This window comes from Rhodococcus yunnanensis NBRC 103083 (assembly GCF_001895005.1).
Lineage (GTDB): Bacteria > Actinomycetota > Actinomycetes > Mycobacteriales > Mycobacteriaceae > Rhodococcoides > Rhodococcoides yunnanense.
Genome location: NZ_BCXH01000002.1, coordinates 47,513 through 70,931, shown reverse-complemented (window position 1 = coordinate 70,931; position 23,419 = coordinate 47,513). Strand labels below are relative to the sequence as shown.

Annotated in this window: 24 protein-coding genes and 1 tRNA gene; 14 read left to right on the top strand and 11 right to left on the bottom strand. The window is 63.7% G+C overall.

The features are described 5' to 3' along the window. Positions 1 to 4: 4 nt before the first annotated feature. The 4 genes from acpM to aceE form a co-directional block, all read right to left on the bottom strand. On the bottom strand, positions 5 to 307 hold the full coding sequence (gene acpM / locus RY1_RS04640) for a meromycolate extension acyl carrier protein AcpM (RefSeq protein WP_072802666.1): 303 nt from the start codon (positions 305 to 307) through the stop codon (positions 5 to 7). 162 nt (positions 308 to 469) lie between these two features. After that, positions 470 to 1,378: an ACP S-malonyltransferase gene (locus RY1_RS04635; RefSeq protein WP_072802380.1), complete on the bottom strand. Its 909-nt coding sequence runs from the start codon at positions 1,376 to 1,378 to the stop codon at positions 470 to 472. 128 nt (positions 1,379 to 1,506) lie between these two features. Then, on the bottom strand, positions 1,507 to 2,871 hold the full coding sequence (locus RY1_RS04630; protein WP_371829448.1) for a PucR family transcriptional regulator: 1,365 nt from the start codon (positions 2,869 to 2,871) through the stop codon (positions 1,507 to 1,509). A gap of 75 nt (positions 2,872 to 2,946) precedes the next feature. Further along, a complete protein-coding gene (gene aceE / locus RY1_RS04625) occupies positions 2,947 to 5,769 on the bottom strand; it encodes a pyruvate dehydrogenase (acetyl-transferring), homodimeric type (RefSeq protein ID WP_245819512.1) in 2,823 nt (940 codons plus the stop codon). 266 nt (positions 5,770 to 6,035) lie between these two features. Between aceE and RY1_RS04620 the strand changes: the two genes are divergently transcribed. The 3 genes from RY1_RS04620 (at position 6,036) to RY1_RS04610 (ending at position 7,095) form a co-directional block, all read left to right on the top strand. Continuing rightward, complete coding sequence (locus tag RY1_RS04620) at positions 6,036 to 6,458, top strand: DUF3052 domain-containing protein (RefSeq protein ID WP_072802378.1); 423 nt, start codon at positions 6,036 to 6,038, stop codon at positions 6,456 to 6,458. A gap of 28 nt (positions 6,459 to 6,486) precedes the next feature. After that, positions 6,487 to 6,945 carry a peroxiredoxin gene (locus RY1_RS04615; protein WP_072802377.1) on the top strand — a complete coding sequence of 153 codons (459 nt, stop codon included), beginning with the start codon at positions 6,487 to 6,489 and terminating at the stop codon, positions 6,943 to 6,945. A 75-nt stretch (positions 6,946 to 7,020) separates the two neighbouring features. Continuing rightward, positions 7,021 to 7,095: transfer RNA gene (locus RY1_RS04610), tRNA-Val, on the top strand. 48 nt (positions 7,096 to 7,143) lie between these two features. On the opposite strand, the gene RY1_RS04605 is transcribed toward RY1_RS04610, so the two are convergent. Further along, positions 7,144 to 7,755, bottom strand: a complete 612-nt coding sequence (locus tag RY1_RS04605) for a TetR/AcrR family transcriptional regulator (protein ID WP_072802376.1) — start codon at positions 7,753 to 7,755, stop codon at positions 7,144 to 7,146. Positions 7,756 to 7,820: 65 nt separating this feature from the next. Here RY1_RS04605 and RY1_RS04600 point away from each other — a divergent pair, with 65 nt between their 5' ends. Continuing rightward, positions 7,821 to 8,462, top strand: a complete 642-nt coding sequence (locus RY1_RS04600; protein ID WP_072802375.1) for a TetR/AcrR family transcriptional regulator — start codon at positions 7,821 to 7,823, stop codon at positions 8,460 to 8,462. 61 nt (positions 8,463 to 8,523) lie between these two features. Here the strand turns inward: RY1_RS04600 and RY1_RS04595 are convergent, their stop codons facing one another. Further along, positions 8,524 to 9,147, bottom strand: a complete 624-nt coding sequence (locus RY1_RS04595; RefSeq protein WP_072802374.1) for a LysE/ArgO family amino acid transporter — start codon at positions 9,145 to 9,147, stop codon at positions 8,524 to 8,526. Positions 9,148 to 9,215: 68 nt separating this feature from the next. Between RY1_RS04595 and RY1_RS04590 the strand changes: the two genes are divergently transcribed. From RY1_RS04590 to RY1_RS04565, 6 genes are all read left to right on the top strand, one after another. Continuing rightward, a complete protein-coding gene (locus RY1_RS04590) occupies positions 9,216 to 10,094 on the top strand; it encodes a LysR family transcriptional regulator ArgP (protein ID WP_072802373.1) in 879 nt (292 codons plus the stop codon). A gap of 250 nt (positions 10,095 to 10,344) precedes the next feature. Then, complete coding sequence (locus tag RY1_RS04585; protein ID WP_072802372.1) at positions 10,345 to 12,984, top strand: ATP-binding protein; 2,640 nt, start codon at positions 10,345 to 10,347, stop codon at positions 12,982 to 12,984. Continuing rightward, entirely contained in the window at positions 12,981 to 13,394 is a 414-nt protein-coding gene (locus RY1_RS04580) for a roadblock/LC7 domain-containing protein (RefSeq protein WP_072802371.1), read from the top strand. The genes RY1_RS04585 and RY1_RS04580 overlap by 4 nt, the downstream gene beginning before the upstream one ends. A 261-nt stretch (positions 13,395 to 13,655) precedes the next feature. Beyond that, on the top strand, positions 13,656 to 13,988 hold the full coding sequence (locus tag RY1_RS04575) for a DUF742 domain-containing protein (protein WP_072802664.1): 333 nt from the start codon (positions 13,656 to 13,658) through the stop codon (positions 13,986 to 13,988). Beyond that, entirely contained in the window at positions 13,969 to 14,553 is a 585-nt protein-coding gene (locus tag RY1_RS04570) for a GTP-binding protein (protein WP_072802370.1), read from the top strand. Before RY1_RS04575 ends, RY1_RS04570 begins: the two co-directional genes overlap by 20 nt. Before the next feature lie 11 nt (positions 14,554 to 14,564). Further along, positions 14,565 to 15,350, top strand: coding sequence for an MHYT domain-containing protein (locus tag RY1_RS04565; protein ID WP_072802369.1), 786 nt, complete (start codon positions 14,565 to 14,567; stop codon positions 15,348 to 15,350). Between the two features lie 8 nt (positions 15,351 to 15,358). Here the strand turns inward: RY1_RS04565 and RY1_RS04560 are convergent, their stop codons facing one another. From RY1_RS04560 to RY1_RS04550, 3 genes are all read right to left on the bottom strand, one after another. Further along, entirely contained in the window at positions 15,359 to 16,279 is a 921-nt protein-coding gene (locus RY1_RS04560) for an NAD(P)/FAD-dependent oxidoreductase (protein ID WP_072802663.1), read from the bottom strand. 61 nt (positions 16,280 to 16,340) lie between these two features. After that, positions 16,341 to 17,498 (bottom strand): iron-containing alcohol dehydrogenase, encoded by a 1,158-nt coding sequence (locus tag RY1_RS04555; RefSeq protein WP_072802368.1) that lies wholly within the window; start codon positions 17,496 to 17,498, stop codon positions 16,341 to 16,343. Positions 17,499 to 17,730: 232 nt separating this feature from the next. Beyond that, positions 17,731 to 19,221, bottom strand: a complete 1,491-nt coding sequence (locus RY1_RS04550) for a CoA-acylating methylmalonate-semialdehyde dehydrogenase (protein ID WP_371829447.1) — start codon at positions 19,219 to 19,221, stop codon at positions 17,731 to 17,733. A gap of 127 nt (positions 19,222 to 19,348) precedes the next feature. On the opposite strand from RY1_RS04550, the gene RY1_RS04545 reads away from it, so the two are divergent. Both RY1_RS04545 and RY1_RS04540 read left to right on the top strand, forming a co-directional pair. Further along, positions 19,349 to 20,242: a LysR family transcriptional regulator gene (locus RY1_RS04545; RefSeq protein ID WP_072802367.1), complete on the top strand. Its 894-nt coding sequence runs from the start codon at positions 19,349 to 19,351 to the stop codon at positions 20,240 to 20,242. Positions 20,243 to 20,332: 90 nt separating this feature from the next. Next, a complete protein-coding gene (locus RY1_RS04540; RefSeq protein ID WP_072802366.1) occupies positions 20,333 to 20,581 on the top strand; it encodes a hypothetical protein in 249 nt (82 codons plus the stop codon). A 48-nt stretch (positions 20,582 to 20,629) separates the two neighbouring features. Here RY1_RS04540 and RY1_RS04535 read toward each other — a convergent pair whose 3' ends face one another. Next, complete coding sequence (locus RY1_RS04535; RefSeq protein ID WP_072802661.1) at positions 20,630 to 21,178, bottom strand: permease; 549 nt, start codon at positions 21,176 to 21,178, stop codon at positions 20,630 to 20,632. A gap of 149 nt (positions 21,179 to 21,327) precedes the next feature. Between RY1_RS04535 and RY1_RS30815 the strand changes: the two genes are divergently transcribed. Together RY1_RS30815 and RY1_RS04525 are read left to right on the top strand one after the other, a co-directional pair. Next, entirely contained in the window at positions 21,328 to 21,453 is a 126-nt protein-coding gene (locus tag RY1_RS30815; RefSeq protein WP_281249947.1) for a hypothetical protein, read from the top strand. A 58-nt stretch (positions 21,454 to 21,511) separates the two neighbouring features. Further along, a complete protein-coding gene (locus tag RY1_RS04525; RefSeq protein ID WP_072802364.1) occupies positions 21,512 to 22,489 on the top strand; it encodes a cobalamin biosynthesis protein in 978 nt (325 codons plus the stop codon). On the opposite strand, the gene RY1_RS04520 is transcribed toward RY1_RS04525, so the two are convergent. Further along, positions 22,430 to 23,404, bottom strand: a complete 975-nt coding sequence (locus tag RY1_RS04520) for an SURF1 family cytochrome oxidase biogenesis protein (RefSeq protein ID WP_072802363.1) — start codon at positions 23,402 to 23,404, stop codon at positions 22,430 to 22,432. The genes RY1_RS04525 and RY1_RS04520 overlap by 60 nt on opposite strands. Between the last annotated feature and the right edge of the window lie 15 nt (positions 23,405 to 23,419).

The following is a 23,419-nucleotide window of genomic DNA, read 5'->3' as shown; positions in this document are numbered from 1 at the left end:
CGACTCACTCGCTCGCGGAGTCGTCGAGCTTGGCCTTGATTGCCTCAGCGGCTTCGGGGTTCTCCGCTTCGAGCTTCTGGATGTACGACACTGCGTCGCCGACGGTGCGCAGGCTTGCGAGGTCTTCGTCGGGGATCTTCACGCCGTACTTGTCCTCGGTCTGCACTGCGATCTCGACCATGGACAGCGAGTCGATGTCGAGGTCGTCCACGAAGGACTTGTCGATGGTCACCTCGGAGGGCTCGATACCCGTGACCTCCTCGATGATCTCTGCAAGTCCGGCGATGAGGTCTTCCTGGCTGGCCACTTGAGTGGCTCCCTTCTTCTCGTATCGGTGCGTCGTGAGTCGCCGCACCGAAGAACTCGTTGTGCTCTGTGTTGCGTCGTCCTGTGTTTCGACGACGCGCACATCTCCTACGAGATGTGCCCTACGCCCGCGGCGACAACGCCGCGGGAGGTGTATGGAGCTCTAGGTGAGCTCGGCCAGCGCGGCGATGTCCTCGGGTTTCTTCAAGCCCAGGGTCGGAGTGCCGCGCAGTTCTCTTTTCGCGATACCGATGAGGGTTCCGGCAGGCGGAAGCTCGACCACGGCCGACACCGCGCTCTCGCGCAGCGTCGCGGTGCACAGGTCCCATCGAACCGGCTTGGTGACCTGCGCCGCGAGCTTGGCGAGTGCGTCTGCTCCCGACGTCACCGCTCGTCCGTCGGAGTTCGACAGCAGCACTCGCGACGGGTCGGATGGTGTGATTGCCGCGGCGGCCGCTGCCACTGCGTCCTGTGCGGGAGCCATGAAGCGGGTGTGGAAAGCGCCCGCCACCGGCAGTGCACGCACGCGTGCCTTCGCCGGCGGGGTCTCGGCCAACTCGGCCAGAGCGGTGAGCAATCCGGCAGCGACGATCTGACCGGCCGCGTTGACGTTCGCAGGTTCGAGGCCGAGCTCGTCGAGACGGGCCAGAACCTCGGCCTCGTCACCCCCGAGCACGGCCGACATTCCTGTCGGCTCCAGTGCACATGCCTTGGCCATCTCGGCGCCGCGAACGGCAGCGAGGGTCACGGCCTCGTCGGAGGAGATCACACCCGCAACGGCAGCGGCGGCGAGCTCACCGACCGAATGCCCGGCGATGATGGCGTCGTCGCCGAGTATGCCGCGTCCCGCGATCTCCTCGAAGGCGAGGAGTGCGGCAGCGACCACGAGTGGCTGGGTGACGGAGGTGTCGGTGATCTCCTCGGCGGTCGCTGTTGTACCGAGGCGAGCCAGATCGAGACCGGAAGCCTTCGACCACAGCGCGACGCGGTCGGCAGCTCCTGGGAGTTCGAGCCATGGCAGGAGCATGCCGGGTGTCTGGGAGCCCTGGCCGGGCGCAAGCAACGCAATCACATCGTTAAGGGAACACTGTGCCCGGGTGTTTGGCCGATGTCGCTCTCGATGAACTCTCGACATGCAATTTGTGGGGTCCCAACAAATCGCCATGTGGGGAGTTCCCATCGCCACTACTCGCGTCTGCGTTACGTGACTACTTCACCGAATGTTACGTGTGTGATCTGTGGTACTGGATACTGCGGTTCGTGATGCGTTTGTGCCAGTCGACCGACCGTTGCTGCAACCCGCAACACGTACGCATCACGCGATTGTGTCGGATCTCGTCCTGTGACTTCCGCAATACGCTTCAACCGATACCGGACAGTATTTGGATGAACAAACAGCTGACGGGCACAAGTCTCGACCGCTCCACCACAGTCGAGATACGCGTCGAGAGTGTCCGCGAGACCTGATCCGGCTGCGGACAACGGCAGCACCAAATGCTCGTTGAGAGCCGCTATAGCGGCGCCGTCACCCAACAGAGCGCGTTCGGGCAGAAGCTCGCCCGCGTGGACCGGTCGGGGTGCGCCGCGCCACCCGGCGACGGCCTGCATGCCGGCGAACGCCTCGACGGCACTCGTGTGAGCGGCGCCGAGGGTTCGAGTGGTCGGCCCGATGACAACGGGGCCGTCGGAGAAATTGTCGAGCATGTCGGTCAGAAAAGCCGTGTTGGCAGGCGAGTCGATCAACTGCCCACTGACGACCATCACCAGACGAGTGCCTTGGACGACGGCAAGTGCGGCCCGGTTGTGTTTCTGCGCGACCGAGTGGACGGTGCCCACCACCGAGACGCCCTGGTTCTCCGGCGGAGTTCCGACGAGAACCGTGGCGGGCGCGGTGGCATCCCAGTTCAGGGTCGCCGCACGCGAGAGCATGTCCGAGCCGGTGTCACCCCGTACGACGGCATCGACGACGAGAGCCTCGAGACGGGTGTCCCATGCTCCCCTCGACTCTGCCGCGCTCGCATAGACGGATGCGGCGGCGAACCCGAGTTCGCGGCCGTATCGGAGAACTGCCTCGGTCAATGCCACCAATTGCTGATCGTTGCGTGCGAGTGCAGGCAACCATTGCTCGAAGAACTCCATCGCCACGCGAACCATGTCGACGGTCTGGCGCAACGTGAGCCGCCGAGCCAGGTCCTGCGGGATGACCTGGAACGCGTCGAGGCTGAACCTGATATCGCTCTGCGGGTTCTTCAGCCACTCCAAGAAGTTGTCGACAGCTGTCTGGATCAGCAGTTGGACGCTCGCGCGCTGGGCTGCGTCGAGGCCGCCGAAGAACGGGAGCTGATCCTGCATGGTCGTCACGGCCTCGGTGGAGAGGCGTCCGGAGAACTGCTTGACTCTGCGAAGAAGAGCGTCAGGAAGCGGATCACGCTTCTGGCGCGAGGGCGTCAACGCCTTGACCGACAGGTGTACCTCGTTGTCCGTGATGAACCCGTCCCGATCGCTGATGTGGCCGCTGTCGTCCGTGTGATCTACCCCACCTGCTGGTTCCTCGCTGTCGACCATGGGAAAAACCTACGCCCGCCCACTCGGGTCCAGTGACACGGACCGCAGCGGACGGGCGCAGGTAATCATGGGCGCTTACGCAGAACCGGTATCGGCGAACGATGTGGGCGCTGCGGTGACGTCGTCGATCTTGTACTTGTTCGCGGCCTCGACGGCCTTGGACGGGTCGATCTCACCGGACGCGGCAAGAGCCGACAGCGTGGCGACGACGATGGATTCGGCGTCGACGTTGAACACCCGTCGCGCGGCGGAGCGGGTGTCGGAGAAGCCGAACCCGTCCGTGCCGAGGGTGACGTAGTCGCCGGGTACCCACTGACGAATCTGATCGGGTACCGCACGCATCCAATCCGATGCGGCGACGACCGGGCCCTGTGCGTCGGCGAGAGCCGATGTCACGAAGGGGATCCGCTTCTCGGCACCGGGGTTGCGGAGTGCTTCCTTCTCCGCTTCGACGCCGTCGCGGCGCAGTTCGCCCCACGAGGTGACCGACCACACCGCCGAGCGCACACCCCACTCGTCCAGGAGCAGTTCGCGGGCTTTGCGGGCCGAGACCAGACCGACGCCGGAGGCAAGCAACTGTGCCTGCGGACCGTCGCCGTCCTGAGGAGCTTCGAACCGGTAGATGCCCTTGAGCAGTCCGTCGATGTCGAGGTTCTCCGGCTGAGCCGGCTGCTGGTACGGCTCGTTGTAGAGGGTGATGTAGTAGAAGATGTTCTCGCCGCCGAACCCGTCCACACCCTCCGTTCCGCCGTACATCCGACGCAGACCGTCCTTGACGATGTGCGCGATCTCGTAGGAGAACGCGGGGTCGTAGGCGACGGCGGCTGGGTTGGTCGAGGCGAGCAGCAGCGAGTGGCCGTCGGCGTGCTGAAGACCTTCACCGGTGAGCGTGGTGCGTCCTGCGGTGGCACCGAGAACGAAGCCGCGTGCCATCTGGTCTGCTGCGGCCCACAGGCCGTCACCGGTGCGCTGGAAGCCGAACATCGAGTAGAAGATGTACAGCGGGATCATGACCTCGCCGTGTGTGGCATAGGACGTGCCCACAGCGGTGAACGACGACGTCGAGCCGGCTTCGTTGATGCCCTCGTGCAGGATCTGCCCGACGGGGCTCTCCTTGTAGGCGAGCATCAACTCCGAGTCCACCGAGGTGTAGAGCTGGCCGTTGCGGTTGTAGATCTTCAGCGACGGGAACCAGGAGTCCATACCGAACGTGCGGGCCTCGTCGGGGATGATCGGCACGATGCGGTGCCCGATCTCCTTGTCGCGCAGCAGCTCCTTCATGACTCGCACGAGTGCCATCGTGGTGGCGACTTCCTGCTTGCCGGAACCCTTGAGCAGCGTCTTGTACGTGTCGTCCGACGGCTGCGGCAGCGGTTTCGGGGAGACGCGGCGTTCGGGGACGAATCCACCGAGCTTGTTGCGTCGGTCGAGCATGTACTGGATTTCTGGAGCGTCCGCGCCTGGGTGGTAGTACGGGGGCAGGTACGGATCCTTCTCGAGTTCCTCGTCCGAGATCGGGATGTGCTGCAGATCGCGGAACGTCTTGAGGTCGTCGAGAGTCAGCTTCTTCATCTGATGCGTGGCATTGCGGCCCTCGAAGTGCTTGCCGAGAGTGTAGCCCTTGATGGTGTGCGCCAGGATGACCGTCGGCTGGCCCTTGTGCGCCATTGCCGCGGCATACGCAGCGTGGACCTTGCGGTAGTCGTGGCCACCGCGCTTGAGGTTCCAGATGTCGGCGTCGGAGAGATCCTTGACCAATTCCTTGGTGCGCGGATCGCGGCCGAAGAAGTGGTCACGAACGTAGCCACCGTCGTTGGCCTTGTACGTCTGGAAGTCGCCGTCCGGCGTGCTGTTCATGAGGTTGACCAGGGCGCCGTCGCGGTCGGCGTGCAGCAGGGCGTCCCACTCGCGGCCCCAGACGACCTTGATGACGTTCCAGCCCGCGCCGCGGAAGAAGGACTCCAGCTCCTGGATGATCTTGCCGTTGCCGCGAACCGGTCCGTCGAGACGCTGGAGGTTGCAGTTGACGACGAAGGTGAGGTTGTCGAGGCCTTCGGTAGCGGCGACGTGTGCCAAGCCGCGCGATTCAGGTTCGTCCATCTCGCCGTCGCCGAGAAACGCCCACACGTGCTGATCGGTGGTGTCCTTGATGCCGCGGTCGTTCAAGTAGTGGTTGAAGCGCGCCTGGTAGATGGCGTTCATGGGTCCCAGACCCATGGAGACGGTCGGGAATTCCCAGAAGTCCTGCATGAGCCGCGGGTGGGGGTACGACGGCAGAGCGCCGCCCTCGTCCTTGTGGCTGTACTCCTGCCGGAAGCCGTCCATGCGCTCGGCCGGGATGCGGCCTTCGAGGAATGCGCGGGCGTAGATGCCGGGGGAGGCGTGGCCCTGGATGAAGATGTGGTCGCCGCCGCCCGGGTGATCCTTGCCGCGGAAGAAGTGGTTGAAGCCGACCTCGTAGAGCGCGGCCGAGGACGCATAGGTGGAGATGTGGCCGCCGACGCCGACGCCCGGGCGCTGCGCTCGGTGGACCATGATCGCGGCGTTCCAACGCATCCAGGCGCGGTAGCGGCGCTCCATCGCTTCGTCACCGGGGAACCAGGGCTCGTTCTCGGTGGGGATGGTGTTGACGTAGTCCGTCGAGGTCAGCGACGGAAGCGCAACGTTTCTTTCGCCTGCGCGCTCGAGCAGTCGCAACATCAGGTAGCGGGCACGCGCAGGGCCCGAGCGTTCCAACAAGCCGTCGAAGGATTCGATCCATTCGTTGGTCTCGTCATTGTCGATGTCGGGAAGATACGACGCGACACCCTCACGGATGACACGGACCCTGCCGTCGGAGCCGGTGGGCCCGCTGGTCTTGCCGGCAGCGTGTGTGGTCTGCCGATCGTCCTGGTTCAACTCGGACAACGTGTGTACTCCTCAATGTGGCGGACGCTCGGTGCGGCGGCCGTTCCATGTCTCTCGCACTCTGTGGCGGCGAGATACGTTCCTCATTCCGGTGATTCTCCCCAATCCTGCTACATAAGTTTCCGGGAGGTAGTACGGAGTCCCAATACCCGTCAGTAGAAATTTATGTACGCAATTTCGGCGCGGTCAGCTTGCGGATACGGCCGAAACACTGTTCGCTTGCACTACTTCACCCACTATGCAAGGAGGTCACCACCGTGGTCGCCGCGGCGGACGCTCAGAACTACGCTCAGAAACTTGGTATCACTCGCGACTTGGTCGTTCAGGAACTGGGCTGGGACGAGGACACAGACGACGATCTGCGTGCGGACGTAGAGGACACCATCGGCGGTGAAACTCTCGACGAGGACTCGGACGAGGTGATCGACGTCGTGCTGCTGTGGTGGCGCGATGGTGACGGTGACCTCGTGGACGCACTCATGGACGCGATCGGACCTCTCTCGGACGACGGTTTCGTCTGGGTTCTCAGTCCCAAGACAGGACTTTCAGGACACGTCGAACCGAGTGAGATCGCCGAATCCGCACCCACCGCAGGTTTGACGCAGACATCTGCGGCCAACCTGGGGGACTGGATCGGTAGCCGATTGGTTCAGCCCAAGACACGGGCCGCCAAGCGGTAGTCATCCCTCGAACAGGAAGAATCAACTGATGCCACTCGAGGTAGGCGTGAAGGCGCCTGACTTCACCCTGAAGGATCAGAACAACCAGGAAGTGAGCTTGTCGTCGTACTACGGCGCCAAGAACGTACTACTGGTGTTCTATCCGCTCGCGTTCACCGGAACGTGTCAAGGCGAGCTGTGCAAGGTTCGGGACGAGTTGCCCAAGTTCGAGAACGAGGACACCGCAATCCTCGCCATCTCGGTCGGACCCCCGCCAACCCACAAGATCTGGGCGGCGGAGCAGGGCTACACGTTTCCGTTGTTGTCCGACTTCTGGCCTCACGGTGCCGTGGCCAAGGCCTACGACGTCTTCAACGACAAGGCCGGATACGCGAACCGTGGCACCTTCGTCATCGACAAAGCTGGAATCGTCCGGTTCGCCGAGATGAATCAGCCCGGCGAAGCTCGCGATCAATCCGCGTGGGACACCGCGCTCGCACGCGTCTGACCTGCGGAATTGTAGATCGGGCGCGGACACGATAAATTTCATCACGCGTTCCGGTGGCTCAGGCCACCGGAACCCGGGCGCATAGCTCAGCGGTAGAGCTCTGGTTTTACACACCAGCGGTCGGGGGTTCGAACCCCTCTGCGCCCACCACGATTCACCGTCGTCGACGACCGAAACTATCTGCTCGCGGCGCTCGGTTCAGGAGACGTCTGTTCCGGTGATCCGATCGGCGAGTCGGACGCCCGCTGCCAGGAAACGCTTGCGGCCCAGTGTGGTCAGTGCACGATCTTCGGACAGGAATGCCGATGCGAAGATTTCGATTTCCGCGATCATGGCAACCGCAATCACAGCGGCTTCGGCCGCAGGCAGTCTTCCCCGTGCCTTCTTGGCTGCAGCGCTCAGAATCGGGATCAGCACGAGCGCGTTTTCACGGCGGATCGCCTCGACCTGTTGGCTCGCTCCGCGTGACTGAACGAAGTAGACGATCGAGCTGGTTCGGTTCTCCGAGAGCCACTTGACGAACGGCTCGACGAGCGCGCCCATTCGCCGCGACGGAACGACGGCCTCGGCAGCGATCCGCTCGATCGCGCCGACATATTCCACGGCGAACTCACGGAGGCCTTCGAGAAGGATCTCCTCGCGAGACGGGTAGTGGTAATAGATTGCCGCCGATGTCATCTCCGCGGCCGCCGCGATATCGGCGACGGTGACGGAGTCGACCGGCCGGGAGGCGAAGAGCTCGAACGCCGTCTCGACGATGACACCCCGTCGTGACGGGCGGTGCGCTGGGCGCTTGACTGTTGCCGTCATTCACTCTCCTAGGTCTAGGGTCATGCAACACTAGTGCTTCGGCACACGAGAGGTGAGGCTACGCGGTGAGCGATCAGGGGGCGGACGATCGGATGGAGAAGAAGTCACCGCACAGGCCGTCTCGGCGGCAGGAGATCGTCGATGCCGCGATCCGAGTATTCGCGGCGAAGAGTTTCTCGGACGCCAGTATTCAGGATGTCGCGCTGGAAGCCGACGTCGTCCCGTCTGCCGTTTACTACCACTTCGCAGGAAAAGACGAACTGTTCGAGTTGGCGTTGCGACGAGTGCTCGACATGGTCGACAAGGTCGTGGCCGATGTTCGCGCGCAGGAGGATTCCCGCGAGGATCCGTCGTTGGCGGACGTCATAATCGCGGTGTGGGTGTGGGTGGAGGCGCACCCGAACGAGGCGCGCCTGCTGCACTACCACCTGCCCGGCGCCACAGCCGAAACCTCGGTGTTGCGCCGAGAGTTCGAGGAAACGCACGTCCAGCGCGCTTTCGACTATTTGCCCCCTGGCCCGGTGCCGTCCACCAAGCGTGCGGCCGCGCTCGAGCATGCATCGCACACCCTGTCCACGAGAACGCTCATCGAACTTCTGATGACTATTCATGCGCTGCGATTGAGCGAAGGCCCCCTCAGCAAACATGCGTCCAAGAGTTTGAGCCGAGCTGTCGTTGCGGTCGGCGAACGCATCATCGTCGGCTGACGGCACCGAACACGTTGTTTCGCAAGAACTCCCGCCGTCCCGTAGATAGTTGTCTGCTGTATCAACTGCTCGCTGCCTGAATCGCGAGTGTTGTGCCCAGCGTGAGCATGAACGCCGCGATCGCGCCGTCGAGCCACCTCCATGCCGACGGTTTCGAGAACGCAGGTCGCAGGAATCGTGCGCCGAATCCGAGTGCGGAGAACCACACGATGCTGGCCACGGAGGCGCCGGCGCCGAACCAGATCCGGGCGGTGTCGTAGGTGGCGGCCACCGAACCGAGCAACACGACCGTGTCCAGGTACACATGGGGATTGAGCCACGTCAACGCCAGTGCGGTCAGTACGACCGGGCCTATGCGTACCGATGCTGCGCCGGATTCGGCCTCCACGGCAGCGGGTGAGTAGGCGCGTCGTATCGAGAGCACCCCGTAGATCAGCAAGAAGCCAGCGCCCAACCAGTAGGCGAATCGAAGCATGTGTGGTGCTCGGTCGACGATCAATCCTGCGCCGCCGATTCCCGCGGCGATCAAGAGGACGTCCGACACTGCGCAGACGAGCACTACTGCGAGTACGTGCTGTCGCGCGATGCCCTGTCGAAGGACGAATGCGTTCTGCGCGCCGATCGCGACGATCAGGGACAGTCCGAATGCAAAGCCGGCCACGGCAGTCGCCGGTGAGAAGTTCATCAGTCGACGATAAAAGTGGCAATAGATGAAGTACAGCGAATGTTTCTGATGCCGCGTTAGTATTTCTCATGTCAGATCTGGATCTGCCTCAGCTCGAGGCGCTGGCGGCGGTGGTGGCAGAGGGATCGTTCGACGGCGCCGCCCGTCGCCTGCATGTCACGCCGTCGGCGATCAGTCAGCGCGTGAAGTCCCTGGAGACTGCAGTGGGAACCGTGCTCGTTCGCCGGTCGAAACCGGTAGCCGTCACCGAGGCGGGCACCAAGTATCTTCGGCTTGCACAGCAGATCGCATCACTGGTTGCGGACGTGTCCGGCGTGGATGACGGCCGTAGTCAGCCCATCACTGTCCCGATCGCAGTGAACGGCGACTCACTCAACACGTGGGTGTTGCCTGCACTCGCCACACTGTCGGATCGGATGAACTTCGACATTCGCCGCGAGGACCAGGATCACTCGGCCGAGATGCTGCGACAGGGTGTCGTGATGGCGGCGGTCACCACGTCGAATCAACCCGTGCAAGGTTGTTCGGTCACAAGGCTCGGAATCATGAGATACGTGCCCGTCTGCTCGCCGGCCTTCAGTCGCCGATGGCTTCCCGACGGCTCCTCGCCGTACGCGTTGGCGCACGCCCCGATGTTGGTGTTCGACCGCTCGGACGATCTGCAGGATCGGTATCTCGGCGCGTGGGGCGGTGCTACGTCGTCCGGGCGCAGGCACTACGTGCCGTCGTCGTCCGACTTCGCCGAGGCCGTGCGTCTGGGAATCGGGTGGGCTGTGCTCCCGAGGCAGCAGTGCGATCGGATGAACTTCGGTGTCGATCTGGTCGACATCGCGCCGGGGACAGGCATCGACGTCACGTTGTTCTGGCAGCAATGGACACTCCGAACCCCGGCGCTGACCGAATTGTCCGCTGCGGTGGTTGCGGCGGCCGCGAAGGAGCTGGACTGAGTGCAAAAGAAAAGAGTCTGTCACTCCGCGCCGAAGAAAGGGGTGAAACGTGCCTCATATAGAGATCAAACATTCATAGAGTCTTAAACCTTTCCATAAACAAGTTCTTGGTATATGTTCCAAAAAGACAGAATAAGTCCTCGCGGTTTGTTGTTCGTCACAGACCTAGTACACCTACGCTCCGCCGGGAGTTTCAGGCCCGCCCCCCTGTCCCCGCCCTCACCGGGCAGAGTCGAAGTGAGTCCGGCTAGTGGTCGAAATTGGAACCGATCCACCCAGCACGTCGCGCACCGCGCGAACGTGGTCGTTGTCCGCGTGGCCCGTTCGCGCCAAGGTGGCTGCGGTCGTCGTCATGCCGCTGATCCTTGCTGTCGCCTTCGGGGCGCTGCGCGTACAGAGCGAGCTCTCCCTTGCCGCCGAGTTGTCCGCTGCTGCCGACAACTCCCGGATCATCGCTCCGATCGTCGCGTTCGACCGTGCCGTCGGCGACCTCGCAGTCACCGGTGTGATCCCAGAAAACGACGACTTCGACGAGATCGTCGAAACCTTGCGCGAGGGGCTGGGTACTGACGGTTCGCGGCAGCCAAGTGAGGCCGTCGCGATCTTCGACCAGGCCATATCGGGAGCCGAAACCCTCCACGAACGCCTCGAGACCGGCACCGTCGCACCGTTCGAGCGAGCGGGAATCGCGGGCGCGGTGACCCAGTCGCTCGAGGCGGTCTTCGCCGAGAAGGTCGATGTCGAGGACTCGCAACTGCGCTCCTTCACCAACATCGTCGTGTGGGCGCTTGCCGGGGCCCGAGCCGCTCAGAGTCAGCAACTCCTCGGGGCACTGCCGGGTGCGGAGGTGACCGATCAGGTCAATGGTGTCGCAGGTAGTGAGAGATCCATCCTCTCCGTCCTCGGCACGGACATTTCGGCGGATTCGACAGAACTCGACCCTCTGCTCGCCGAGCTCGACACCAGGCTGGGAATGTATGCCTCGACCGCCAGAGGCGGTCCGACCAACGTATTTCTGTCCGCGGCAAAATCGGCAGAGCTGTACAACGACCTGGCTGACCGGTACGCAGGCGAGCTGGCCGACGCCTTGAACTCCCAGGCACTCGATGCCCGATCGGTCGCGCTTCGAGACACGGCATTCGTGCTCGGCTCCGTACTCGCAGCCCTCGTGCTCGCGCTGATCGTCGCTCGTTCACTGGTCCAGCCGATCAGAAGGCTCAGGCTCGGTGCGCTCGACGTCGCACAGCATGCGCTCCCTGCGGAGATCGAGCGGATCAGGTCCGGGGGACACACGCCTGAAATCGTGCCGATCTCTGTCCACACGAACGAAGAGATCGGGCAATTGGCCAGGGCCGTCGACGCCATTCACGAAGAGGCTCTCCAGCTCGCCGGAGAACAGGCGCGACTGCGCGTGCAGGTCGGGAACATGTTCGAAACCCTGTCTCGGAGAAGTCGTTCGCTCGTCGATCAACAGCTCGCCCTGATCGAGGAGCTCGAACGCGACGAAGACGATCCGCGGAGACTCGACAGCCTGTTCCGGCTGGATCACCTGGCCACGAGAATGCGCAGAAACGGCGCCAACCTGATGGTTCTCGCCGGCACTCCCTCGCGTCGTGTGCAGGGCGATCAACCCGTCGCGCTCGATGCGGTCATGAGTGCCGCGGTATCGGAAGTGGAAGACTACCGCCGCGTGCTGATGCTCGACGTGCCCGACGCAGCCCTGTCCTCGTCCTCGGCCGCGGACATCGTCCACCTCGTCGCAGAACTGATCGACAATGCGCTCCGATACTCACCTCCCGACAGTGCCGTCGCCGTCACCGCAGCACGAGCGGTCGAAGGCGGTGTGCTGCTCGAGGTCGCCGACCGTGGTCTCGGAATGCCTGCCGCCGACATCGACGAAACGAACGAACGACTGTCGGTCGGTGGCGAAGTCACTCCCGAAACAGCGCGCCGAATGGGTCTTTTCGTCGTCGGTCGCCTTGCTCAGCGGCACGGCGTGACGGTCAGGCTTCGTGCGACCCAGGTGCACGGTGGAGCGTCGGGAGTTACCGTCAGCGTTCACATCCCGGTCGGTCTCGTCGTCACATCCTTCCCGACGGCCGAGAGCGTCAGGGCGAATCGCCGGGACATCCCGCCGGTGCCCAAGGCTCCCCAGCCGCCTCGCAACGGCTCGATTGCGGCGATCGAGGTGCCGTCGGCGGAGACGGCAACAGAACGGACAGGTCCGGTGTCGCTCATCGCGCTCAATGGCCTTGCCGGGGGGGAACACCACGATCTGACCTCGGCGCGCTTGCCCCGTCGTCGGCCAGGAGCAAGCGGCGTCGACGATCACATCGCGTCGTCCACGGGCCGCAACGGCGACACGCCCAAGCCCGACAGTCCTCCGCCCGGCCGACGTACCAACGGATCTCCGTCCGATACCTCCTCGTTCTTCGGTGCGCGCCCCGCCGTTCAGGCGTCGAAGGCGGCATCCTCGCCCGAGGTGCCACCGCCGCCGCCCGATCCGCTCGCGCCGCCACCTCAGGCAATGCCGATCTACCAGCGAATGGTGTCGGAGTGGCTGGTCGACCCCGCGACAGGCCAGGGGCACTCGCGGCCATGGTCCTCGCCCGCGGATGTAGGGTGGGCTGCTGCCGAGAGTGCTACCGATGCTCCGGTCCGCACCAGGACCGAATCCGGTCTGCCGGTGCGGAAGCCGGGTGCACGGCTCGTTCCAGGTGCAGCGGATATCTCGCGGGACGCGGCTCATCGTCGTGACGACAGGCCTGCGGCGGTGTCCACGCGGAATCCAGAGGCAGTACGAGAGAAGCTCACCAGTCATTTCACCGGTGTACGCACCGGTCGCGCCGAGGACGTCACCGGCCGCCACCGAACGGAAGAGGACGAATGAACCACCCCATCGCGTCGACCCCTGACCGGTCCCTCGACTGGCTGGTCACCAACTTCGCACGGGACATCGTCGGTGTTGCACACGCGGTACTGGTCTCGGCAGACGGATTGCTGATGGCCACCAGTGAGCAACTACCTCGTGAACGCGCCGAGCAGTTGGCAGCGGTGACATCGGGTTTGGCGAGTCTGTCGTCGGGAGCCGCGCGACTGTTCGACGGTGGGCCGGTACTGCAGTCCATCGTGGAGATGGAGAACGGCTACCTCTTGCTGATGAGTGTCGGCGACGGATCGCACCTCGCCGCACTGACCGCAGCGTCCTGCGACATCGGACAGGTCGGCTACGAAATGGCCGTCCTGGTCGATCGGGTGGGCAGCATGGTTCAGCCGGCAGCTCGGGTACGAGAACGGTGATGCGTGGTGACATCATCTGAACGGAACGACGCGAGTTCCGCACGCGGACAGTCGACGACAGCCACGGAGCCTGGCGCGTTCACCGGTACCGGCGAGGACTCGAACACGCCGACGGTCGACGCGACACACGGTGTTGTCGACGGATCCGGTGGACAGGCGAGCGCAGGGGCCACGACGCCGAACGTCGGCGACTCCGACCGGAGCACACAGTCATCCGCCGCGACGGAAACGGATGACTACGACGACGATCCAGCGCCTAGTCTGGTTCGTCCCTACACACTGACGGCGGGTCGAACTCGATCCGTTGTCTACCTTCCGCTCGAAGCGCCGGTACACACGGCGACGTCGATGATGCCGGCGACGTGGCCTCCCAGCGACATTCGGGCGCGGATCGTGGCGCTCTGTGCTGAAGGACCTTCCGTAGCCGAGATCTCAGCCCGATTGACCTTGCCTCTCGGCGTCGCGCGAGTCCTCGTCGGCGACCTGGTCGAATCTGGAACCTTGCGTGTGTCGGAGACTCTCGACGACGACGCCACCGCGGACGAGCGCCGCGAACTCATCGGAAGGACTCTTCGTGGATTACGCGCACTCTGACAGTAGGGGACGAGCCGCAGCGTCGACGAAGATCGTCGTCGCAGGCGGTTTCGGAGTGGGAAAGACGACACTGGTCGGCGCGGTGTCGGAGATCGTTCCGCTGCGAACCGAAGCGATGATCACCGACGCATCGGAAGGTGTCGACGACCTCGACGCAGCCGGGACCAAGTCGACGACAACTGTGGCAATGGATTTCGGACGCATCACGCTGTCCGAGGATCTGGTCCTCTATCTGTTCGGTACGCCCGGTCAGCGTCGATTCTGGTTCATGTGGGATGACCTGGTGCGCGGTGCGATCGGTTCGATCGTGCTCATCGACACTCGTCGTCTCGACGACTGTTTCGCAGCGATCGACTACTTCGAGGCCAGAGAACTGCCATTCGTGGTCGCTATCAACGAGTTCGACGGTGCGCCGCGCTTCGAAGTGGATGACATTCGCGAAGCTTTGGCGGTACCACCGTCGGTTCCCATCGTGAAAGTCGACGCCCGCCGGGAAGAATCCGTCAAACATGCCCTGATCACACTCACCGAGTACGCACTCGACCGAGTGCGATCACCTCTCTAGGAGTTTCGACAATGGAACATGCACACGAGATGCAGCACTTCTCGATGGGGCTGTGGTTGATCTTTCTGGCCTACGGCGTCTCGGTGGTGGGATGCGTTGTCGGACTTGGATGCACACGTCAATCCGCCGTTGCCGCTACACCCCGAGCTCGATTGGGATGGCTGGTCATGGCCGCCGTGTCCATCGGTGGAATCGGTATCTGGCTGATGCATTTCATCGCCATGCTCGGATTCTCGGTGAACGGTAGCGTGACTCGCTACGACCTGACGTGGACGATTCTCTCGGCGCTGTTGGCAATCGGTGCGACACTGGCCGGGTTGTTGACCATCGGAAAGAAGGTCAATATCTGGACGCTTCTGATCGGTGGGATCGTGATGGGTATCGCGGTCAACGTAATGCATTACACCGGCATGAATGCTGTGCGGATCCAAGGATCGGTTTCCTACGACACCACTCTCGTTGCAGTATCGGTTGCGATTGCCGTCGTCGCGGGCACGTTGTCGTTGTGGTTCACCCTCGTCCTCCAGAGGCCTGTGCTTCTGCTCGCTGCAGGGTTGGTCATGGGTGTCGCGGTGGTCGGAATGCACTACACCGGAATGGCCGCCATGATGGTCACCGTCGATCCCGATGCGCCGGTGCCTGCAGGACTGGAAGTATTCGGATTTCTGTTCCCCGTCTTCGTGATCGGGTTGCTCGCGCTCGCGGCACCGATAGTTGCACTGTTCACTCTGACCGACAGTGACAGGGACGAACCTCACCTGGTGCAGGAGGAGACCGCGACGGCGCCGGTGGTCTGAGCGACCCGCTAGCGGCGTCTCCGGTCGACCACCGCACGGCCTGCATCGCTTCCCGAGCGCCACGCGCTCTCGATCCTGGGCGGGCCGCCCGGACTCCACTGATCACCCGCGAAATATAGTGTGCTGGAACGATTCTGGACGCAACCGAAGGTACTGGCGTGGGCGGACACAGGTTTCGCGAACGTCCAGCGGTGCACGTGTGTCCAGGACGGCGTCGAACCGATCACTTCGGTCACGGCGTCGATGACCGGAGCCACCGCGTCGTCGGGATGGTCCAGGTACTCCCGCGCGAGTGATGCCGTGGTGTGCGCAACAAGCACCGAGGCCCCGTCGCCGCGCCGCGCCCCGTCGTCGGCGAGAAACTCGAGAACCGGATGATCGTTGACGAACGCGGCGTTCTCGAAGGGGAGTGTCAGGCTGTCGAAACCGAGCACGACGGTGAGCACGGGGTCGTACCCGACCGGATCGGGCACCGGCGTCAAGCGATTCGCCTGCGGATCCGGCATCGCGAGCACCACATCGCCGTCGGGCACTGTCGTGATCTCTTCCGAGTCCACGCCGATGTCGCCCAACAGCTCCCGCACCAGAGAGCGAAGGCCACCCGGGGTAGCCCATCGCATCGGCCCGGTACTGGAGGTGGGGGAGTTGCCGGGGGACAGTACTCCGAAGGTGTCCGTCCACCGCCGCGCAAGACCGGCGTCCTCCCATCGGCCGACGACGTCGGTGAAGGCCCGATCGCGAACGGTGAAGTAACCGGCCCCGATGTCGACTCGTCGCCCGTGAAGCTCCGGTGAAGCCATCCGGCCGCCGACAGAGCGGCCACGTTCGACGAGTCGGAAGGGGATGTCGGCATCGCGGAGAACCACAGCGCATGCCGCGCCCGCGATCCCTGCGCCGACGATGGTGACTGGCTCGGAACCTGTGCTCATGTCCATCACCGTATGCGTGTACCCGCGATGTGACAGACCGACTCCTCCGACATACCGCGGGTCAGTAGACCGCGCGGTACAGGTCGGCGATCTCGGCGGCCGTGGGCACCACTGGATTGTTCGACGGCGAACCGGACGCCAATGCCTGCTCGGCCATCAACGGAATCAGTTCCTCCCACCGCGCTCGATCGATGCCGTACGCGCTCGGCGACGGCACCTCGACGTCGGCGCACAAGGCGTCGATGAACGCGATCAACTTCGACGCAGCCGTTTCATCGCTGTCGTTCTGCTCTGCCGCACCCAGCTGTCGTGCGCACTCCGCGTACCGGTCGCGGGCGCCGGGAAGCGAGAATGCGGTGATTGCCGGCAGCAGCATCGCATTCGACAATCCGTGTGCCACATGGAAATGCGCGCCGATGGGGCGGCTCATTCCGTGGACGAGGCAGACACTGGCGTTGGAGAAGGCCATACCAGCTTGCGTCGACGCATGCATCATGTTCTCGCGTGCCTCACGATCGGAGCCGTCACGATAGGCACGCCGTAGGTAGCGGCCGATGGTCCTCATCGCGGACAACGCCAACCCGTCGGAGATGGGGTTTGCCTTCTTGCTGACGTACGCCTCGATCGCATGAGTCAGTGCATCCACTCCCGTATCGGCCGTCAGCCGAGGTGGCATCGACAGAGTGAGTTCGGAATCGACGATCGACGCGATCGGCAGGAAGGACAAACCGGGACACAGCATCTTCTCGTCCGTGGCGACATCGGTGATGATCGTGAACTGTGTTGCTTCCGAACCACTTCCTGCCGTCGTCGGGATGGCGACGATCGGAAGCGCAGGGCCCGCATAGCTGCGGGGTGCTTTGAAATCTCGCATGAGTCCGCCCTGTTCGGACAGCACGGCGAGCGCTTTGGCGGTGTCCATGGGGCTGCCTCCACCGAAACCGACGATGACGTCGGCGCGATGGGTCCGCACGGCATCGAGACCGGCGCCGAGCGAATCCGTCGTGGGATCGGGAACGGTGTCGGAGAATACGGCGGCGTGCTTACCCGCCGCCTCGATGATCTTCACCAGGCGCTCGGCCGACCCGTTGCTCACCATGAAGGCGTCGGTCACCAGGAGTGGGCGTTCGACGTTCAGATCGGTCAGGACCGATCCCAACTCCTCGACTGCGCCTGCACCGATCTTCAAAAACCGTGGAAACGAAATGTCGGACACCATGGTGTGCTCCTTCGTTGGTCGAGCGCGGGACGGACCGTGCACTCCGTACCGGTGATGCGTGTGGCGTGGGTGTCTTCTGGGGAACCCCACCCACCTTCTGGGGAACCCCACCCACCTTCGCAAATGCGTGTGCGTTTGCGTAGGTGGGTGGGGTTTGTGGGTGGTTGTGCGCAAATTCGTGTGCGTTTGCGTGGGGTTAGTTGGTGCGTGTGGGCAATGGGCGGTGGGCGGGTTAGGCGTTCTCGGGGAAGCCCAGGTTGATGCCGCCGTGGGAGGGGTCGAGCCACCTGCTGGTGACGGCCTTGCCGCGGGTGAAGAAGTGGACTCCTTCGGTGCCGTGGGCGTGGGTGTCGCCGAAGAGAGAGTTCTTCCAGCCACCGAAGCTGTAGTAGGCCATGGGGACGGGGATGGGCACGTTGATGCCGATCATGCCGACCTCGACCTCGTTCTGGAACCTACGTGCTGCGCCGCCGTCGTTGGTGAAGATGGCGGTGCCGTTGCCGTAGGGGTTGTCGTTGATGAGTTGGAGTGCTTCGTCGTAGGTGTCGACGCGGACGACGGAGAGGACGGGTCCGAAGATTTCGTCGGTGTAGATGGACATGTCGGTCTTCACGTGGTCGATGAGGGTGGGGCCGAGCCAGAACCCGTCAGCGCCACCATCAGGCTGAACGGTGCGGCCGTCGACGACGATGGTGGCGCCTGCTGCTTCACCGGCGTCGACGTAGGAGGCGACCTTGTCGCGGTGGGCCTTGGTGACGAGGGGTCCCATGTCGGAGTTCTTGGTGCCGTCGCCGGTGACCAACGGGGTGGTGCGTTCGACGATCTTGGCGACGAGTTCGTCGGCGATGTCGCCGACGGCGACGAGGGCGGAGATGGCCATGCAGCGTTCGCCTGCGGAGCCGAAGCCGGCGTTGACCATGGCGTCGGCGGCGAGGTCGAGGTCGGCGTCAGGGAGGACGATGGCGTGATTCTTGGCGCCGCCGAGCGCTTGGACGCGTTTGCCGTTGGCGGTACCGGTGGAGTACACGTACTGGGCGATGGGGGTGGATCCGACGAAGGAGATCGATTTGATCTTCTTGTTCTCGAGGAGTTCGTCGACGGCGAGTTTGTCGCCCTGGAGGACGTTGAAGACGCCGGGGGGAAGACCTGCTTCTTCCCAGAGTGCGGCGAGCCAGAGGCTGGCGGTGGGGTCTTTTTCGGATGGCTTCAGCACGACCGTGTTGCCGACGGCGATGGCGACGGGGAAGAACCACATCGGGACCATGGCGGGGAAGTTGAAGGGGGAGATGATGCCGACGGGGCCGAGGGGCTGGCGGATGGAGTAGACGTCGACGTTGGTGGAGGCGTTTTCGGTGTAGCCGCCCTTGAGCAGGTGGGGGATGCCACAGGCGAATTCGACGACTTCCTGGCCGCGGCTGATCTCACCGAGTGCGTCGGAAAGGACCTTGCCGTGCTCGGCGGTGATGATGGCGGCGAGTTCGCCCTTCTTCGCGTTCAACAATTCACGGAAGTTGAACAGGATTTGGGTGCGTTTGGCGAGCGAGGTGTCGCGCCATGCGGGGAATGCGGCGGCGGCGGCGTCGATGACTGCTTTCGCGTCGTCCAGATTGGCGAGGGTGAGTTGGCCGGTGATCTCGCCGGTAGCGGGGTTGGTGACGGGGGCGGTGGTGCTGGAGGTGCCGGCAAACGGCTTGCCGTCGACCCAATGTCCAATGGTTGCCACAGTTGCTTCCTTTGCTCGCTGATGTGACTTCAGTCTCCAACGCATCCGTGCCATCGTCAAAGGCCAATATCGCACGAGAGCGTGCAGAATTGCACGCGGCTGTGAGCTGGCACGTTAGGCTGGCTCGGTGTTCACCGCCGACCATCTCCGCTTCTTTCTCGAGGTATCGAGACACGGCAGGCTCAACGAGGCGTCGAAGGCACTCGGCGTCGACCACACGACGGTAGGGCGTCGTATCACCAGCTTGGAGAAGCTCGCAGGACGACGTTTGTTCGACCGAACCCCGAGCGGCTGGCGATTGACCGAGGCCGGTAGCCGGTTGGTGGGATATGCGGAGTCCGTCGAGTCGGCACTCATTGCTGCATTCGAGGATCAGACATCGACGGTCGGACCGTTGACAGGTTCGGTTCGCATTGCGGCTCCTGACGGATTCGGCGCATTCGTGCTCACACCCAATCTCACGAAACTGCGTCGCCACCATCCGGATCTGGACGTCGAGCTGGTGACAGCCACCGAACACAACTCGTTGAACACCCGCGAATTCGACGTCGCCGTGACCCTCGAGCAGCCGTCTGCACGGCTCGTGACCTTCCGCAAATTGGCGACGTATTCGCTGCACCTCTATGCGACGAAGGAGTATCTCGCGAATGCCCCTGCAATCACCCGGATCGAGGACCTTCGTCAGCACACGCTGATCTGGTACGTGGGAGCGCTTCTCGACGTGGCCCCACTACGAATACTCGACTCGATACTCGCCGATGGCCGGGCGCAAATTCAGACCAACAACATCACCGGACACTGGTTGGCCGCGCAGAACAGTCTTGGGATCGCGCCGCTGCCCAGTTACATCGGCGAACCCGATGACACGCTCGTTCGTGTTCTGCCGGAACAGTTCTCGATCGACCGCACGTACTGGGTCGCGGTGCCGCGAGAGTTGACGGGTCTGGCGCGCGTGAAAGCCGTCGACGAGCTTCTGCGGACGATCGTGGCCGATGCACCGCACCTGCAGTCCGGTCGGTGATTCTGTGGTCGATGATTCTGTGGTCGATGCCGAGGTGACCGATCGTTGCTCAGGATACGAACAACCATGCATCCGTCTACGGTGGAGTGCATGACTGTAGAGGACTTCGGAGGGCGACGGACAGTATCGGCAGAGGAATTGCTGGTCGTCGTAGGTGATTACGCGCTCGTCGACGAAGCGGGGGAGCAGACCGGGCGTATCGAATCGGTCGGGCAGGAAGGGCTGTCGGTCGTGGTCACGATTTCTCGCGATGGCGACGCTCTCGGCGTCACCTTCGAACCCGAGGCTCAGGTGACAATCGAACCGTTCGACGGCGGCAAGGCCCCCGTCGTGCCCTGAGAAAATCCGAGCTGCGATCGGTTCGCAGCGCCGAGATCGAAATGGGATTCACACCTCGGATCTCGGCGCGGCAGCATCGAGACGCTTCTGCGTGCGCCGTCGCCGCCCGCGCACGAAAACGAACACCAGCAACGCGAACAGGACGAGCGCGATGACGGCACCCACTGCGGTTGCGCCGCGGAATCCCGGAGCACCGGTATTCATGTTCTGTGCTGCTGCTGTCGCTGCATTTCCGTTGCCCAGCACGATGGAAAGCGTCATCAGATTGGGAACGGCGGCGGCAACTGCCAGTACGACGGCAACGATCGCAGTCACCTTGCCGCCGCGGCGCTTGCGCACCGACCATGCGGCGACGAAAAGAAGCAGCGGCACGAGCGTGCACAGGATTCCGAACGTGAGACCCCAGAAGATGCCTCGGGTGAACGTCTGATCCGCAACCTGCGACATCTTGATGCCCCACCATCGGGGAACGAGGGCAGCGAGGATGAAGTAGGCGATCACCAGGGCCACCACGCCTATGGCGATGACGATGGTCTTGTTGAGCCAACTGGGCCTGCCGGCATTCGTTGCGGCGGGAGAGGTGCCTTCGGCGGTCATGCGCTCGATCCTAGCGGCGACGAAGCTGGTGATCGTCGACACATGTGACGGGCCCCTCAGCGGCATTCACATACGTGTACCCGTCGGTCACAATCAAGATCATCGGGGTCGGCGCGCCGGCCCTCACAGCGATGTACTGGGGGTACACCATGGCTATGTTCACAATGGCAGCTATCGGATTCATCGGCCTGGCAATGGCCATGCTCGATTCCGGACGCGACCTCAACTTCAACAACCGCCAGATGGCGAACATCTACCGCTCTCGCTGGGCCTGAGCGGGGCGCACCGCTCCCGCCTCTCCGGCGGCCGCACCGCACTCGCTATGTTCGACCCATGAAAAACCGGCACGGCAGATCGCGGGCGGCCGGTCTGGTGCTGGGGCTGGCGCTCGACCGGATCTTCGGAGATCCGCGCCGTTTCCATCCTGTCGCAGGTTTCGGACGCGCAGCAGGCTGGCTCGAACGCCGAACGTACCGAGACGACAGATTCTCCGGGACACTGCACGTCGCTGTTCTGGTCGGAGGGTGCGTCGGACTCGGAGCGCTGGCGTCGGGCGTCGCACGAAGACAGGGCGCAGCGGGTGAGGCTGCACTCGTGGCGCTCGCGACGTGGGCGGCACTCGGTGGCACATCGCTTGCGGACACTGGAACGCGAATGGCGCGTCTGCTCGAAGACGACCAGATCGAGGGCGCGCGTGCACTGCTTCCGTCGCTGTGCGGACGCGATCCCAGCGTCCTCGACGCAACGGGCATCGCCCGCGCGTCACTCGAATCCGTCGCCGAGAACACCTCGGATGCGACTGTCGGAGTTGTCTTCTGGGGTGCGGTAGCAGGAGCTCCCGGAATCCTGGGGTACCGCGCGGTCAACACGCTCGACGCCATGATCGGGTATCGCTCGACGAAGTACCTGCGGTTCGGATGGTTCGCAGCGCGGCTGGACGACGTCGTCAATCTCGGCCCCGCCAGAATCACCGGTGTGCTCACGGTGGTTTTGGCGCCTCTCCTCGGAGGCCGGCCGTCGGAGTCGGTTCGAGCGTGGCGCACCGACGCGTCTCGGCATCCGAGTCCGAACGCAGGCGTCGCGGAAGCAACTGCAGCAGGAGCGCTGGGAATCCGGCTCGGCGGACGGACCGAATACGCGCACGGTGTCGAAATCAGGCCGACGCTCGGTAGTGGACGCGAACCGACAGTGTCGGATCTCGACCGTGCCGCGACGTTGTCGACGCTCGTACAGGTTTCCGCGACTGCCGTGTCAGCGGTTCTTGCCGTAGCGATCGGCGAGGCGAACATCGTTCGCCGATCGAGGACCTGAGGACTTCTTCGCCTTGGACCGGCGTTCCTTACGGGTCGGCAACGTGAATTCGGACTCGGAGGTGTCGGGGGCCTCCCGTTCGGCCGCTACCGAGTCGGCTGGTGCCGAATCGACCGCCGCCGAATCGAACTCTGCCGAATCGAACTCCGCTGCCGGGCCAGCTGAATCGAGGATGTCCTGCTGCTTGGCTTTGCGGCGCTCGCGCCACTCGGCTCGTACGAAGTAGGCAAGCCCTAGGGGAGCCATGATTCCGAAAGCCAGCCACTGCAGGCCGTAGGACAGATACGGTCCGGCGTCCGTCTGCGGGAGATCGATGACCCCGAGGCCACCCGGCTGAGCGTCGTCGAGTTGCAGGTACCCGTCGATGGCGGGCACGCCTACGGCGGCGCCGATCTGATCGGGGGCGATGTTGTACACCTGCAGATGTCCGGCCTCCTGGATCGGCTCACGCGAGGTCCCCTCGGCCACGCGAAGTCGCGCGTCGAGCGTGAGCTGGCCGGACGGTGCCGGATCGATCGACGGAGGCGATGTGCCCTGAACCGGAAGTACATAGCCACGATTGACGAGAACCACGGGTCCGTCCTGCAGCTGGAACGGTGTGATGACCTCGTATGCCGGTTGATCGCGGATCACCCGAAGCCGAACCAACACTTCCTTGTCCGGAAGATACGACCCAGTCGCGACGACCCGCCGCCATTCGTCGTCCGCTGCGAAACCGCCCGGGGTGAGCACGTCCGAGATCGGGACGGGGTCGGCGCCGACCGATTGCTCGATCAGATCGTTCCGGTGCGAGGTCGAGGTGTTCTTACCGAGCTGCCACGGTGCCAACACCCAGAAGCACATGAAAGCGAACAGCACGACGACAACCGCCAACGCCAACCAGCCAGGTCGTAGTAGGAATCTGAGCCTCCGCACCCCACTACGGTAGCG

What these genes read in the sequence shown, in the direction of transcription:
- RY1_RS04630 (WP_371829448.1), bottom strand. Translation starts at nt 2,871, where the DNA reads ATGGTCGACAGCGAGGAACCAGCAGGTGGGGTAGATCACACGGACGAC.
- RY1_RS04615 (WP_072802377.1), top strand. Translation starts at nt 6,487, where the DNA reads ATGCCACTCGAGGTAGGCGTGAAGGCGCCTGACTTCACCCTGAAGGAT.
- RY1_RS04605 (WP_072802376.1), bottom strand. Translation starts at nt 7,755, where the DNA reads ATGACGGCAACAGTCAAGCGCCCAGCGCACCGCCCGTCACGACGGGGT.
- RY1_RS04595 (WP_072802374.1), bottom strand. Translation starts at nt 9,147, where the DNA reads ATGAACTTCTCACCGGCGACTGCCGTGGCCGGCTTTGCATTCGGACTG.
- RY1_RS04590 (WP_072802373.1), top strand. Translation starts at nt 9,216, where the DNA reads ATGTCAGATCTGGATCTGCCTCAGCTCGAGGCGCTGGCGGCGGTGGTG.
- RY1_RS04580 (WP_072802371.1), top strand. Translation starts at nt 12,981, where the DNA reads ATGAACCACCCCATCGCGTCGACCCCTGACCGGTCCCTCGACTGGCTG.
- RY1_RS04565 (WP_072802369.1), top strand. Translation starts at nt 14,565, where the DNA reads ATGGAACATGCACACGAGATGCAGCACTTCTCGATGGGGCTGTGGTTG.
- RY1_RS04560 (WP_072802663.1), bottom strand. Translation starts at nt 16,279, where the DNA reads ATGAGCACAGGTTCCGAGCCAGTCACCATCGTCGGCGCAGGGATCGCG.
- RY1_RS04555 (WP_072802368.1), bottom strand. Translation starts at nt 17,498, where the DNA reads ATGGTGTCCGACATTTCGTTTCCACGGTTTTTGAAGATCGGTGCAGGC.
- RY1_RS04540 (WP_072802366.1), top strand. Translation starts at nt 20,333, where the DNA reads ATGACTGTAGAGGACTTCGGAGGGCGACGGACAGTATCGGCAGAGGAA.
- RY1_RS04535 (WP_072802661.1), bottom strand. Translation starts at nt 21,178, where the DNA reads ATGACCGCCGAAGGCACCTCTCCCGCCGCAACGAATGCCGGCAGGCCC.
- RY1_RS30815 (WP_281249947.1), top strand. Translation starts at nt 21,328, where the DNA reads ATGGCTATGTTCACAATGGCAGCTATCGGATTCATCGGCCTGGCAATG.
- RY1_RS04525 (WP_072802364.1), top strand. Translation starts at nt 21,512, where the DNA reads ATGAAAAACCGGCACGGCAGATCGCGGGCGGCCGGTCTGGTGCTGGGG.